7 protein-coding genes are annotated in these 12,804 nt (G+C 66.8%); all 7 read left to right on the top strand.

The window, feature by feature from the left end:
* Positions 1-630 precede the first annotated feature (630 nt).
* The 7 genes from mnxG to CCOS865_RS15345 all read left to right on the top strand — a co-directional run bounded on the left by mnxG (position 631) and on the right by CCOS865_RS15345 (position 12,783).
* Positions 631-6,507, top strand: a complete 5,877-nt coding sequence (gene mnxG / locus CCOS865_RS15375; protein ID WP_119142291.1) for a manganese-oxidizing multicopper oxidase MnxG — start codon at positions 631-633, stop codon at positions 6,505-6,507.
* A 17-nt stretch (positions 6,508-6,524) separates the two neighbouring features.
* A complete protein-coding gene (locus CCOS865_RS15370) occupies positions 6,525-8,501 on the top strand; it encodes a cytochrome D1 domain-containing protein (protein ID WP_119142290.1) in 1,977 nt (658 codons plus the stop codon).
* The gene (locus tag CCOS865_RS15365; protein ID WP_119142288.1) at positions 8,498-9,169 is read left to right on the top strand and encodes an SCO family protein; all 672 of its coding nucleotides are present in this window, start codon (positions 8,498-8,500) and stop codon (positions 9,167-9,169) included. Before CCOS865_RS15370 ends, CCOS865_RS15365 begins: the two co-directional genes overlap by 4 nt.
* The gene (locus CCOS865_RS15360; protein WP_119142286.1) at positions 9,166-9,831 is read left to right on the top strand and encodes an SCO family protein; all 666 of its coding nucleotides are present in this window, start codon (positions 9,166-9,168) and stop codon (positions 9,829-9,831) included. Before CCOS865_RS15365 ends, CCOS865_RS15360 begins: the two co-directional genes overlap by 4 nt.
* A 5-nt stretch (positions 9,832-9,836) precedes the next feature.
* Positions 9,837-11,357: a cytochrome c/ABC transporter substrate-binding protein gene (locus CCOS865_RS15355; protein WP_119142284.1), complete on the top strand. Its 1,521-nt coding sequence runs from the start codon at positions 9,837-9,839 to the stop codon at positions 11,355-11,357.
* Between the two features lie 12 nt (positions 11,358-11,369).
* Positions 11,370-12,011 carry a SurA N-terminal domain-containing protein gene (locus tag CCOS865_RS15350; RefSeq protein WP_119142281.1) on the top strand — a complete coding sequence of 214 codons (642 nt, stop codon included), beginning with the start codon at positions 11,370-11,372 and terminating at the stop codon, positions 12,009-12,011.
* Positions 12,012-12,249: 238 nt separating this feature from the next.
* Positions 12,250-12,783 carry a response regulator gene (locus CCOS865_RS15345; protein ID WP_167469066.1) on the top strand — a complete coding sequence of 178 codons (534 nt, stop codon included), beginning with the start codon at positions 12,250-12,252 and terminating at the stop codon, positions 12,781-12,783.
* Positions 12,784-12,804: the final 21 nt, after the last annotated feature.

Here is a 12,804-nt window from a genome sequence, read left to right as displayed (position 1 = left end):
CAGCGCGGCAGCGCCAGAATGTGCATTGACCTTCCGGCCATCGCGGGCCCGCTCCTACAGGTCGGCGCGGTCCTTGTAGGAGCGGGCTTGCCCGCGATGATCAGATATCCACCAAAAATGCCACTATCGAAGATAACGCCAGCCCAGGCGCCACCCCTAACTTGGCGACCTCAGGAGGCCGAACGGAGGTCTTGCGGAGCGAGGTGACGGCCATGGATGGCCGGCAAGGGCTGCGGGCCAGGAAGGCCCGTACAGCCCGGTCCTCGCGGGAGCAAGGCCGGAGTGAGGGAACCCGCAGCGCAGCGGAGGGCCGTATGTGGGAGCCGGCGGTTTTTGGTTACTTTTTTCCAAGAAAAAAAGTGACCCGCCGTAAGGGCGGAAGGGGCCATCAGCGCCACCACAGGGAACGGATAAGCCCCAAAAAGCCCAACGTATCTACACCGAATCTCAACGGCGGCGGTGCAACCAAGCCTGGCGCCTTGTTCCCCCCAAACCGGGGGACAGCACTGGGGAATCCTCCCCAATCCGTTGCGATTGATCCCCTAACCATCTGAAAAGCAACACAATAATATCTGGCATGCACCTTGCTCCATCTCCTCGCAGAGTCCCTGTGTCCCCCGGAGGTGCAGCATGAAGACCCCGCTCAACGGCCCAGCCCTGACAACACTCGTGCTAGCCCTCATCGGCTGGCAGGCGACCAGTGAGGCGGCGGTGCAATGCCAGCGCAACCTGGTGGCCAACGTCGTCGCGCTCGACCAACCGCTGATGTTCAACCGCCTCGGCGCGCAAAATGCCAACGGCATGATGTTCGCCCTGCGTCAGGACGTCGTCGACGAAAACCATGTGCCGCTGAACAAAGGCGGCGCTGCGGTCCCCGGCAAGGTCACCCTGCGCCCGGACAAACGGCCACGGCCGATCGTCCTGCGGGTCGCCGCCGGTGATTGCCTGACGGTCAACCTGACCAACCTGCTGGCCTACCAGGCCAACCCCAACAAGCACGGCATCGACCCTGAAGACAACGAAGTCGAAGGCGAAGAAGAAGGCGAAGAGAACGAAAACGAAGCCGCCGAGATCGGCAACGAGGGCGGCGAGCACTTCATCGCCGACGAGCAGGTCGCCGACCGCCATGTCGGCTTCCAGGTCAATGGCATGCAGGCGGTCAACGGCATCAGCGACATCGCCGCCAACACCGGGCGCAACGGCAACTTCCTGGTTTCCCCTGGTGGCACTCGCAGCTACACCCTGTATGCCGAGCGTGAAGGCGCGTTCGCGGCCACCAGCCAGGGCGCCACGTTTGGTGGGGAGGGCAACGCCGGCAACGTCGCCAACGGCCTGTTCGGCCAGGTGGTGGTCGTGCCCAAGGGCGGCCGTACCTACCGCAACACCCTCACCGAAGAGGAAATGCGCCTGGCCAGCACCGGCCGCGCACCGACCGGCCAGCCGGTGGTCAATTACGACGCCCGCTACCCGCAGGCCGAACCGTGGATCACCGAGGGCAAAGCCGGCAAGCCGATCATCGCGATGATCGACGGCAACGAGATCCTCAGCAGCGAAACCGACGCCATCGTCATGGGCCCCAACCCGGACGGCAGCTTCCCGCGCTCGACCTACCCGCTGGAAAGCATTAACAAACGCAACCCGGCACTGCCCAACCGGCTCGAAGCGTTCCGCGACTTCGGCTCGCAGTTCGCCGACGAAGTGGCCGGCACCCAGGCCTTCCCCGGCTACTGGGCCGACCCGATCATGGGCCATGTGCTGGAGCCAGCACGCGACGCGTTCATGATCAACTACGGCTCCGGCGGCATGGGCGCCGAGGTGGTGGCCAACCGCCTGGGCGTGGGCCCGATGCACGATTGCCTGTCGTGTGCTTACGAGGAGTTCTTCCTCAGCTCGCACACCGTCGGTGACATCGGCACCCTGGTCGACGTGCCGGCCAACGTTGGCCTCGAGCACATCCGCCCGGGCGAGACGCCACCGGCCAATGCGATCGGGGTCAAGGCGAGCATGGCCCTGTACCCGGCCGAACCTGCCAACGTGCACCACAGCTATATCGGTGACTTCACCAAGTTCCGCAACACCCACAATGGCCACGAGCAGCACATCTTCCACCTGCACGGGCATCAGTGGCTGTTCAACCCCAACGACGACAACTCCGACTACATCGACGCCCAGGGCATCGGCCCCGGCATCGGCTACACCTACGAGATCGCCAACGGCGGCTCGGGCAACCGCAACCGGGTGGCCGGCGACGCCATCTACCACTGCCACTTCTACCCGCACTTCGCCCAGGGCATGTGGGCCATGTGGCGGGTGCACGACGTGTTCGAAGAAGGCACCCGCCTGGAAGTCAGCGGCGAGGCCCAGAACGGCTACCACAGCACGCCGTTTGCCCTGCGCAACGGCAAGCCCGCCTCGGGTGCGCGAGCCTTGCCGGACGGCGAGATCATCGCCGGTACGCCGATTCCGGCCATCGTGCCGCTGCCAGGCAAGGCCATGGCGCCGATGCCGGGCAAGGTCGTGGTGGTGCCCAAACTGTCCGAGCAACTGGTCGCCGAACAGGATGACGATGAGGAGCACGACGAGGAAGAGGGCGACGACGACCACGGCCATGACGCCGCCGCGCCGCGCGCTACCGGTTCGCTGGCCCTGGTCGACCGCAGCGAGAGCAACCGAAATGCCGACGGCAGCCTGAAAAACCCAGGCTATCCGTTCTGGATCGGCGGCATGGAAAGCAGCGTGGGCCAACGTCCGCCAACCCCACCCCTGGACATGCTCGACCCTGCGCTCGCGCAACAGCTGAAAAACAGCGGCAACGCGCTCTGGGCCAACCTCGACGCCGTACAGGTCGACGGTTGGGACGGTGGCCTCGGCCGGCATACCCTGGACGGTGTCTCCGCCGGCGGCGAGGCCGTTGCGACCACCACCAAGCTGGACTTCTCCAAGGTGGTGCACAAGGCCAAGCCGATCTACATGCCGGAGGAGGGCACCGACGTCGAGCAGGCGGCCATGCAGTTCCACGCCAAGGCCGAGCACGCGAGCTATGCGCTGATCCCTGGCAGCCAGCCGGTGGCGCGCAACTTCCGCACCAATGGCGCCTTGCCCACCGCCGGCGCGCCGTTCTACGAGCCGTGCATGGACGACCGTGGCAAGCGCCTGACCCAGTCTTCGGGGGTGGGTGAGTTCTTCAGCGGCGAAAGCCTCGTCGGCCTCAACTTCAAGGGCACCTCGACCTTCACGGCCGACCGCCCGCGCATCTACAAAGGTGCCAACATCCAGTTCGACGCGGTCTACAACAAGGTCGGCTACCACTTCCCGCAGGCGCGCATCATCGCCCTCTGGGAAGACGCCTGGCCGGTGATCACCAAGCAGCGCCCACCAGAGCCGCTGGTGATGCGCATGAACACCTTCGACTGCACCATGTACCAGCACACCAACCTGATCCCGTCGTTCTATGAAATGGACGACTACCAGGTGCGTACCCCGACCGACGTGATCGGCCAGCACATCCACCTGCCTAAATGGGACCTGACCGCCGCCGACGGCTCGGCCAATGGCTGGAACTACGAAGACGGCATCCTCTCGCCCGGCAGCGTGGTCGAGCGCATCCATGCCATCCGCAGCTTCAACGGCTGCAGCGAAGGTGATGCCCGCGACGGCACCGCGGCCTGCCCGAAAGCCAAGCAGCACCCGTACTTCGGCCGCTTCGGCAGGGCCGACTGGCTCGGCGCGCGGACGGCCATGCAGCGCTGGTTCGCCGACCCGCTGGTCAACGTGCACAACGTCGACCGTGGCCTGGGCACCATCTTCACCCACGACCACCTTGGCCCATCGACCCACCAGCAACTGGGCCTGTACGCCACCGTGCTGGCTGAACCGGCCGGCTCCACCTGGTACCACGCCGAAACCGGCGAGAAGCTCTACAACCCGGCCACCCGCCAGGACGGCGGGCCGACCTCGTGGCAGGCGGTGATCCAGACCGGCGACCACGACGGTGACGGGCGCAACGACAGCTACCGCGAGTTCTTCCTCGAGTACAGCGACTTCCAGCACGCCTATGAAGCCGGTGTGTACGTTGGTGCAGGCCCGGATGGCGTGCCCAATGGCCAGGCGTATCCGGCGACCGGCGACAGCTTCCGCTTCGCCATCAACCCGCCTGTACGGCAGAAGGCCTCGAGCCTGCTCGAGTCGGTGGTCGAGTCGCGCGGCGGGCTCAGCCCAGGCTGCCCGACCCGGCCGTGCCCGCAGGCGATCTCGGTGGATGACCCCGGCATGTTCGTCGTCAACTACCGCAACGAACCGCTGGCCCTGCGCGTGTTCGACCCGAACAAGGTCGGCCCGGACGGCAAGCGTGGCATGCAGGCCGACGGCCTGGCCGGTGACCTTGGCTATGCCCTGCAGACCCGCACCGACCGCGCCATCCCGGCGATGAACCTGGCGCCTTCGGCGATCACCTCGGCGGTCGGCCCTACCGGCGGCACCACGCTGTTCCCGCCGCACATCAACAAGGGCGCCGAGCCAGGTGACCCGTTCACGCCGCTGCTGCGCACCTACTCGGGCGACAACGTGCGGCTGCGCATGCACGCTGGCGGTCACGAAGAGGAGCACAACGTCACCCTGCACGGCGTCAAATGGCTGCAGAACGGCTCGGGCTTCGGCATGAGCTCCAACTCGGGCTGGAAAGCCTCGCAGATGATCGGGATCTCCGAGCAGCTCGGCTTCATGGCGCCGGTGTCGATGATCTCCAGCTCCGCGGCCACCAACGGCGACTACCTGTACTCGCTCGACGCCGCCTTGGAAGGCTACTGGAACGGTATCTGGGGCATCATGCGCAACTACACCGCGCAGCGCGCCGACCTCTTCCCGCTGCCCAACAACCCGCAGCCGGTGGCCATGCGCAACACCGTGGCGTTCGACGGCATCTGCCCGAAAACCACGGCCAATGCCAATGGCATCGGCACCCGCACCACGGTCAAGCGCAGCTACGAGATCGTCGCGGTGCTGGCCAACGACATCCTCGAGAACCGCCACGGCGTGAGCATCACCGACCCCGCCGGGATCGGCCAGCACGTCGGCGGCCCGCTCAAGGCCAACGGCGGCACCCTGGTGTTCAACAGCCGCAAGACCAGCATCCCGCAGGTCACCGTGGTCGACGAGGAGGACGGCACGACCTTTACCATCGGTGGCCACAGCGCGCCGCTGCATGACCCGACCGCCGTGCTCTATGTGCGCAAGGCCGACCTCGACACCAGCACCGGCAAGCTCAAGGCGGGTATCCCGGTCGAGCCGCTGGTCCTGCGTGCCAACGCCGGCGACTGCATCAGCATCACCCTGGAGAACCGCCTGCCGCTGATGATGCCCGACCTGCCCAGCACCGCCGTGATGCAAAACGTGGTCAAGCGTGACCGCAACGGCAGCGAAGGCTCGACGGCGTTCAACAACAACCTGATGCGCCCGTCCAGCCACGTCGGCCTGCATGCGCAACTGCTCAGCTACGACATCACCAAGTCGGACGGCGTCAACGTCGGCCTCAACCCGGTGCAGACCGTACCGCCACGCAGCGGCAGCAGCGGCGCCTACCCAACCAAGGTGTACCAGTACTACGCCGGGCACCTGGAGCGTGAAGGCAAACCGGTGCTGCAACTGGGCCGCACGGTGGACAACATCAACACCACGGCGATCGAGTTCGGTGGCCTCAACCTGACCCCGGCGGATGTCATCAAGCAGCCGCAGAAAGGCCTGGTCGGTGGCATGAGCATCTTGCCGCAGAGCGCCACCTGGACCGAAGACACCGCCAGTCGCGCCCAGGCCACGGTCAAGGTCAATGGCCAGCCCGACTACCGCGACTTCGTCACCATGTGGCAGCGCTCGCTGAACATGCGCTGGGCTGACGGCCGTCCGGTCGAAGGCATCGCCACCGAGGGCAATGGCGTACCCGGTGATCCGAAGGACAACGGCAACATGGCCATGAACTACAAGACCGAGCCGCTGTGGCTGCGCTTCGGCCTGGCCCCGGACGCACCGTTCGGCCACGCCGATGGCGTGGGCTTCGGCGATGTACCGAATGCCCACATGGCCTACAGCAATGCCCTGGTCGGCGGCGATCCGCAGACCCCGGTGCTCTGGGCCAAGCCTGGGCAACCGGCGCGCAGCCACGTGCTGATGCCCAGTGGCGGCAGCCGCGGCATCACCTACCAGCTGGACGGTCACCTGTGGCCACTGCACGCCTACCAGGCCGAGAAGAACGACCTCGACGGCTACCCGATGAGCCTGCCGGGTATTGGTTCGGTGCGCTTCGGCTACAACCCGATGTCGATCTACATCGGCGCCCAGGAAAGCGTCCTGCCGGCCGCGCACTTCAGCTTCATGCTGCCCAGTGCCGGCGGCGCCAACGGGGTACCAGGCGACTACCTGTTCCGCGACTACGCCGCCTACGGCAATACCTCGGGGCTGTGGGGGATCCTGCGGGTGACCAATGAAGCGCCACCGGCAACCGCCCCGGCGCAATAACGGAAGGGGACGCGAGCATGAACAAAAAGACTCGCCCTGCTTACATGGGGGTACTGTTGGGGGTGGCGCTGATCGGTCTGGGCGTCGCTTACGAGAAGCTCTGGTGCGACCCGCGCGAGCTGCTCCAGGAGGCTGCTGACGCCCAGGGCCTGCACCGCCTCAGCCGCGACGGGGTGACCGTCGAGTTCGAGGCCAAGGCCATGGACGGCGGTGACCTGCGCGAAGGCGGCTTTGCCAACGTGCGCTTCAAGGTCAGCGACCAGAACAGCGGCCAGCCGCTGTCCGGGATGGCCCCCGGCGCCTGGCTCGACCCGGCGCAGTCGGCGCCGGCCGGTGACCGTGACAGCAGCTGCAAGGCGCGCGTGGCGCTGTTTCTCAAGAGCAGCATCGGCGCTCGCCCGCTGCTCGACCTGAACAGCTACTTCCTGCTGGTGCTGAACAAGGACCCGAGCCTGACCGTGATCGACCCGACGGTGTCGGTGGGTGGCGTCACCAGCACCCTGGCGCGCATCGACCTGCCTGGCCGGCCGATGGACTGGGCGGCCACCAGCGACGACAAACAGGTGTTCGTGTCTATCCCGGAGCGCGGCCAGGTGGCGGTGATCGACACCGAGACCTTCCGCCGGGTGGCCACCCTCGACGCCGGGATCATGCCGTTGCGCGTCGCCTTGCAGCCGGACCAGCGCCGGCTGTGGGTCGGCAACAACAGCGACGACCCGGCCACCGGCGGGGTGACGGTGATCGACGTGCCCAGCCGGAGCACGCTGAAAACCTTCGCCACCGGTTCCGGGCATCACGAAATCGCCTTCAGCAGTGATTCGCGCTATGCCTTCGTCAGCAACCGCGATGGCGGCACCCTGAGCGTCATCGACATTGCCCAGATGCGCCTGGTGCAGACCGTCAAGGTCGGTCCGCACCCGTTGTCGGTGGCGTACTCGGCGTTGTCCCAGGCGGTCTACGTCGCCGATGGGCAGGAAGGGACGGTGCGCGTGATCGATGCCCAAAGCCACCAGCTGCGGCACACGGTCAAGGCCGAGCAGGGCCTGGGGCCGATGCGCTTCAGCGGCGATGGCCGCTACGGCATCGTGCTCAATACCCTGGAAAACCAGGCGCTGGTGATCGATGCCAGTACCGACACGCTGCTCCACCGCATCCCGGTTTCAGCCGAGCCCTACCAGCTGACCTTCACCAAGGGTTATGCCTACGTGCGCGGCCTGGCCTCCTCCAAGGTCAGCATGATCAACCTGGGAAGCCTCGGCGAGGGCCGCACGCCGATCGTCCAGGGCTTCGAGGCCGGCCCCGCTGCGCCGCGCCAGGCCGGTGACCTGCCGCTGGCCCAGGGGTTGTCGGTGGCCCGTGACGACAACTCGGTGTTCGTGGTCAACCCGGTCGACAACACCACCTACTTCTATGCCGAGGGCATGAACGCGCCGATGTCCGGCTACAACAACCGTGGCCACCAGGCCCGCGCTGCCATCGTCATCGACCGCAGCCTGCGCGAGCTGGCCCCCGGGGTGTATGGCTCGACGGTGAAACTGCCGGCGGCCGGCACCTTCGACGTGGCGTTTCTGCTCAACCAGCCGCAGATCATCCACTGCTTCAGCACCGAGATCGCCGCTGCGCCGGATGCCGCCAAGCACAAAGGCGCGCGTGCCGAGTTCATCGGCAACGACCAGCCGGCCTTGCAGCACAACCCGTACCTGGCCCAGGTGCGCATCCTCGGTGACGACGGCCAGCCGCGCCTGGGCCTGGATGACCTGAGCCTGCGTTACTTCCTGGCACCGTCGTCGCTGCCGCGCAGCCTGCCGCTGGTCGAGGTCGGCGAGGGTGTCTACCAGGCCTCGCTGCAACTGGCCGAGGCCGGCGCCTGGTACCTGCATGTGCAGTCGCCGTCGCTGGGTCGCAAGTTCGCCGAAGAAAACTACACCAGCCTGCGCGTCCTGCCGGCCGCAGCGCCTACCGCCTCCCACGGGGATATCAGGAGTGTGCGATGAACAGCCCAAGCAAACTGTTTGCCCTGAGCCTGCTGCTGGCCAGCAACCTGACCTGGGCGCATGCCGGCCATGACCACAGCGGGCATGCCCCGCAACCGCCGGCCGCGCACCAGGAGAAAGCCAGCGTACGCTTCGCCGATGTCGCCCTGCAGAACCAGGACGGCATGCCGGTGCGCCTGGAGCAGGACCTGGTCGGTGAACACCTGGTGGTGATGGGCTTCATCTACACCAGCTGCACCACGGTGTGTCCGGTGGTGTCGTCGATCATGGGCAAGGTCCAGGCGCAACTGGGCGGGCGGGTCGGCGAGGAGATCCAGCTGGTGTCGATCAGCGTCGACCCGCAGCGCGATGACGCCAAGCGCCTGGCCGACTACGCCAAGGCCTTCCAGCACGGCCCCGGCTGGAGCTGGCTGACCGGCTCGCCGTATGCCATCAGCGAAACCCTGAAAGGCCTGGGCAGCTTCAGCGCCGACCTTACCCAGCACCCGCCGCTGATCATCGTCGGCGATGGTCGCAGCGGCCACTGGACCCGGTACTACGGCTTCACCGACCCGGCCGTGCTGGTGGCCGAGCTCAACCGCCTCAGCGCCCGCCGGGTGCACGCCAAGAGCACTGCGATCGCGATAAACCCTGAACAGCAACCCGCCGCACAGGAGATCCAGCCATGAGCAGCCTCACCACCCGTACTACCGGCATGCGTGGCATCGACTGGCTGACCCTGATCGGTTGCCTGTGGATCCTCTGCAACGTCGCCTTCGCCCATGAAGGCCATGCCCCAAGCGCGCCTGAGCCGCAACCGGCGCCGCCGGCGATCAGCAGCGGTGGCGGTACTCGCGACGCCCAGACCTGGTTCACCGACACCGTGCTCACGGACCAGAATGGCCGCGAGGTGCGCTTTTACAGCGACGCCCTCAAGGACAAGGTGGTGATGCTCAACGTGATCTTCACCCACTGCACCGACGCCTGCCCGCTGATCACCCGCAAGCTGCGTGAAGTGCGCGAGGCGATGGGCAGCGAACTGGCCAGCCAGGTGACCTTTATCTCGATCAGCAGCGACCCGCTCAACGACACCCCGGCGGTGCTCAAGGCGTTTGCCGAGAAACAGGGCGTGGACGGCCCCAACTGGCTGTTCCTGACGGGCGACAAGGCCAGCGTCGACCTGGTGTTGGGGCGTCTGGGGCAGTTCTTGCCGAGCCCCGAGCAACATTCCACGCAGCTGATCGCCGGTGACGTGGCGAGCAAACGCTGGAGCAAGATTCGCCCTGACGCGCCGCCTGCGGCGATCGCCCAACGCATGCAACTGCTGACCCAACCCCTGGCGGGGCGCTGAACGCCATGCGCCGGCTACTGGCACTGTGCATCGGGCTGTCGCTGTGCGGCGCAGCCCTGGCCCTCGACCTTAGCCCCCAGGAGCAGGCGGGCCAACGCCTGTACCGCGAGGGCCTGGCCAGTGCCGACGGCCAGGTGCTGGCGCGGGTCGGCGTCAATGACATGAGCGTCCCGGGCAGCGTGCTGCCCTGCGCCAGTTGCCATGGCCGCGATGGCCAGGGACGCGCCGAGGGCGGCGTGCGCCCGCCAAGCCTGGACTGGCAGCGCCTGAGCGGCGGTCAGGGGCAGCGCCAGGCCAATGGCCGCAGTTACCCTGGCTACACCGATGCGAGCCTGGCGCGGGCGGTGCAACAGGGGCTCGATCCGGCGGGCAATCGCCTCGACCCGGCCATGCCGCGCTTCGACATGAGCCTGGCCGACCAGCGCAACCTGACGGCTTACCTCAAGCGCCTGGCCGAGGACCGCGACCCTGGCATCGAGCCGCAGGTGTTGCGCCTGGGCACGCTATTGCCGGCCTCCGGGCCGCTGGCCGAGGCGGGCAGGGTGGTGCGTGCGGTGCTCGAAGACGGCCTCGCGCAGCTCAACCAGCAAGGCGGCATCCATGGCCGGCACCTGCAGCTGGTGGTGCTCGACCCGGGCGCCGACGCAGACAGCGCGGGTCAGGCGCTGCGGCGGCTGTTGGACGAGGAGGGCGTGTTTGCCCTGCTCGCGCCGCTGGCACCCATGCTCGACACGCGCCTGGCCGCTGAACTGGAACGGCGCGGCGTGCCTTTGATCGGCAGCGCCCCGCGTGGCGGCGGCAGCCCGCAGATATTCGACCCGATGCCGGGGCTGGTCGAGCAATTGCTCAGCGTGGCGACACATGCCCGCGAAGGCCTGGGCGTGACGGCGGATGGCCTGCGCGTGGTGTATGCGGGGGCGGACCAGGCCGCCTTGGCCGAAGCCGTGCAGCAACGCCTGCAGCGCGCCGGCTGGAGCCTGCCGCCGGTACAGGCGTTCAGTGGCCAGGTCGTGGACGGGCAGGGGATTGTCTTTCTCGGTCGGCCCCAGGCGTTTGTCGACCTCAGCCAGCGGTTGAGCGCCGCCGGCCAGTCGCCTTACCTGTTCGCCGCGTCCGGCCAGGTCGCCGGTGCCCTGCCGCAGCTTGCCCAGGCCTGGTCGCAGCGGCTGTTCCTGGCGTATCCGGTGGTGCCTGGCGACTGGACCGAGCGAGGCCGTGTCGAGCTGGCCGGGGTGCAGCAGCGCCAGGGCCTGGACGCACGCCATGCCGCGTTGCAGGTCAACACCCTGTGCGCGCTGCGGCTGCTCGGCGAGGCGCTCAAGCAGGTCGGTCGCGATGCCAGCCGCGAGCGGCTGGTCAGCGCCCTGGAAGGTTTGCATGACGTTGAAACCGGCCTCACCCCGGCGCTGAGTTTTGGACCGGGTCGGCGCCAGGGCATGGCCGGCGCCCATGTGGTCGCGGTGGCCCTGCCTGGCCCACGCTTTGCCGAAGTTGCCCCGTACCGGCCGTTGCCGGACAGCCCTTGAACGGAGGTTGCCATGCGTATCCTGTTGCTCTGCCTGATGTTGGCTGTGGCCCCGCTGAGTTGGGCCGACCTGCCCGCGGCGCGGGTCAATGGCGTCGACATCAGTGTCATGCGCCTCGAACGGTACTTCAGCGAATACCTGCAGGACCAGGGGCGGGCGGTCACCAGCATCCGCAACCCGAACCTGTACAAGCGCCTGCGCGACCAGGCGCTGGACGAGCTCATCGACAAGGAGCTGCTCTGGCAGGAGGCGCAACGGCGCGGCATCGTCGTCAGCGATGAGGAGGTGGCGGCCCAGGTCGGCCAACTGCAAAGCGCCTTTGGCAGCCCCGTGGTGTTTGACCGGCGGCTTGAAGAGGCGGGCTTCAATCGGGCAGCGTTTGCCGACTACACTCGTCACGAAATGGCCGCGCAGCGCGCCTACGCGCAATTGAGCGCCATCGACCCACCCACGGCGGCCGAGGTCGAAGCGTTCTACCAGGCCAACCGAGAAAGACTGCAAGGAGCGCAGAACCAAAGTGATAACACTTCTGTCATACGGGAACAGGGCCTGGCCATGGCTGCGGTTGCGCTCGCCGAGCAGCGTGAGGCGCAGGCGCGCCAATCGGTACGCCAACGTTTGCGTGACGCCGCCCAGGTCGAGCGCGCAGACTGAGACGCGGTGGCGTAGAGTCCCCAAGTGTGGGGAAAGCCAGCTAGGCAAAATGCCATCAAGCTCCCCGCTTGTGGGGAACTGGCGGTATGCCTGTTCGCAAGGCCCGAATATGGCCTATAAAAATCAATGACTTAAAGTGGTGCAACATGACCTTTCATGCCTGGCACGAAGCCTGCTCAAGCCTCTACAAGGCCGCACTTCGCAGACCGGGAAACCGGGCAGTTCTTAGGAGTCGACCTTGGTGAACAGAGTATTGGTAGTCGATGACGAGCAGACCCTGGCGCTGAACCTGCAGGCTTACCTGCAAGCGCAAGGCCTGGAAGTCGGTGTTGCCCACGACGGTTTCAGCGGCATCGAGCTGGCTGAGCAGCTCAAACCGGACGTGATCGTGCTGGATTATCGCTTGCCCGACATGGAGGGGTTTCAGGTCCTGGAGACCGTGCGCAGGAACAGGCAGTGCCATTTCGTGCTGATTACCGCCCACCCGACCGCCGAGGTCCGTGAGCGGGCCGCCGAACTTGGCGTCACCCACGTCCTGTTCAAGCCGTTCCCACTGGTGGAACTGGCCCGCGCGGTAGCCGACCTGACGGGCATCGAGCGTCAGCGCAGGGCCACTGACAACCCGGCCGAGGGTTTCGTCGAACGACGCCAGAACAGGAACGATATGTTCCCCATGCAGTTGTTCGATGGAAGCTGGGTGTTGGCCGACCGCCGCCGTAATGGCGCCAGGCCTCCCGGACCCGACGACGACCAACTGCTCACCGGGGAATAACGGCGCCCGCAGCCACCCCGG

It is taken from the genome of Pseudomonas reidholzensis (assembly GCF_900536025.1).
In the GTDB taxonomy this organism is placed as follows: Bacteria; Pseudomonadota; Gammaproteobacteria; order Pseudomonadales; family Pseudomonadaceae; genus Aquipseudomonas; species Aquipseudomonas reidholzensis.
This window is presented reverse-complemented; position numbering and strand designations above follow the sequence as displayed.

Coding starts and splice junctions, on each gene's coding strand:
- CCOS865_RS15360 (WP_119142286.1), top strand. CDS start 9,166: ATGAGCAGCCTCACCACCCGTACTACCGGCATGCGTGGCATCGACTGG.
- CCOS865_RS15365 (WP_119142288.1), top strand. CDS start 8,498: ATGAACAGCCCAAGCAAACTGTTTGCCCTGAGCCTGCTGCTGGCCAGC.
- CCOS865_RS15355 (WP_119142284.1), top strand. CDS start 9,837: ATGCGCCGGCTACTGGCACTGTGCATCGGGCTGTCGCTGTGCGGCGCA.
- mnxG (WP_119142291.1), top strand. CDS start 631: ATGAAGACCCCGCTCAACGGCCCAGCCCTGACAACACTCGTGCTAGCC.
- CCOS865_RS15370 (WP_119142290.1), top strand. CDS start 6,525: ATGAACAAAAAGACTCGCCCTGCTTACATGGGGGTACTGTTGGGGGTG.
- CCOS865_RS15350 (WP_119142281.1), top strand. CDS start 11,370: ATGCGTATCCTGTTGCTCTGCCTGATGTTGGCTGTGGCCCCGCTGAGT.